Source organism: Microbulbifer sp. SE14 (assembly GCF_059834885.1).
Genome location: NZ_JCBAJA010000075.1, coordinates 1 through 1,256 on the forward strand (window position 1 = coordinate 1; position 1,256 = coordinate 1,256).

A 1,256-nucleotide genomic window follows, 5' to 3' on the forward strand; every position below is an offset into this window, starting at 1 on the left:
TGTAGTGGCATAGTGAATCTGGTCACCTGGTTTTGAGTGTATGATCACTCACAGAGAAAGTCAGGTGGATATGATGACGAAGAAGAGAAATTTCAGCCCGGAATTCCGTCTGGAGGCAGCCCAGCTGGTGGTTGACCAGGGCTACACAGTGAAAGCGGCCTGCGAAGCCATGGGGGTTGGTAAGTCCACCATGGAGTATTGGGTGCGCCGCCTTCGAGCCGAGCGATCAGGCAAGGCGCCACAAAAAGGTGAGGCGTTGACGCCGGAACAACGTGAGATTCAGGAACTGAAGCGCAAGCTGCGGCGGGTGGAGGAAGAGAAAGAAATATTAAAAAAGGCTACCGCTCTCTTGATGTCGGACTCCCTGAGCAATTCTCGATAATCGAGCGACTTGAAGAGAGCTATGCGGTGCAACACTTGTGTCAGGTGTTTGGGGTGCATCGCAGTAGCTACCGGGCTTGGCGTGACCGGGACAGAAGGCCCTGCGAGGCGGAGCAGAAGCTGCTGGATCAGGTTGTCGAGGCGCATGAAGCCAGTAATGGCTCTGCCGGTGCTCGCAGCATTGCAAAAATGGTAACGCAGGCCGGAACGCCACTGAGTCGATATCGTGCCAGCAGACGGATGAAACAGTTGGGGCTGGTGAGCACGCAACCGCCAAGCCACGCTTACAAGAAGGCTGAACAGCCGCATCTGGACATCCCGAATCATCTTGATCGGGAGTTCGATGTAAAGGAGCCTAATCAGGTTTGGACCGGCGATATTACCTATATCTGGACAGGGGCGCGTTGGGCTTACCTGGCAGTGGTAATCGATTTGTTTTCCCGCAAACCCGTAGGCTGGGCGTTGTCCTTGTCTCCGAATACGGAACTGGTAAAGAAGGCCCTAACGATGGCCTACGAATCGCGTGGAGAGCCACCGGAAGTCATGTTTCATTCAGATCAGGGTTGCCAGTACACCAGTCTGGGCTTCCGACAGCTGCTCTGGAGATATCAGATGCGGCAGAGTCTCAGTCGCCGAGGGAATTGCTGGGATAACGCCCCGACAGAGCGGTTCTTCAGGAGCTTGAAAACGGAGTGGGTCCCGGAAACCGGATATCTATGCTTTGCCTCGGCGAAGCAGTCGATCACGGACTATATTATCGGCTATTACAGCGCGTTGCGGCCGCATAAGCACAACGACGGGTTGCCGCCCAATGTGGCAGAGCAGGCCTACTGGAAAACTCAAAAGACGGTGGCCTAAATCACTTGACCACTACA

1 protein-coding gene is annotated in these 1,256 nt (G+C 54.8%); it reads left to right on the top strand.

Annotated elements, in window-relative coordinates; genetic code table 11:
• Positions 1-73: 73 nt before the first annotated feature.
• A protein-coding gene (locus AC6R19_RS22700; RefSeq protein ID WP_500582146.1) for an IS3 family transposase occupies positions 74-1,239 on the top strand; the annotation gives its coding sequence in 2 pieces (ribosomal slippage) (positions 74-338 and positions 338-1,239; 1,167 coding nt in all).
• Positions 1,240-1,256: the final 17 nt, after the last annotated feature.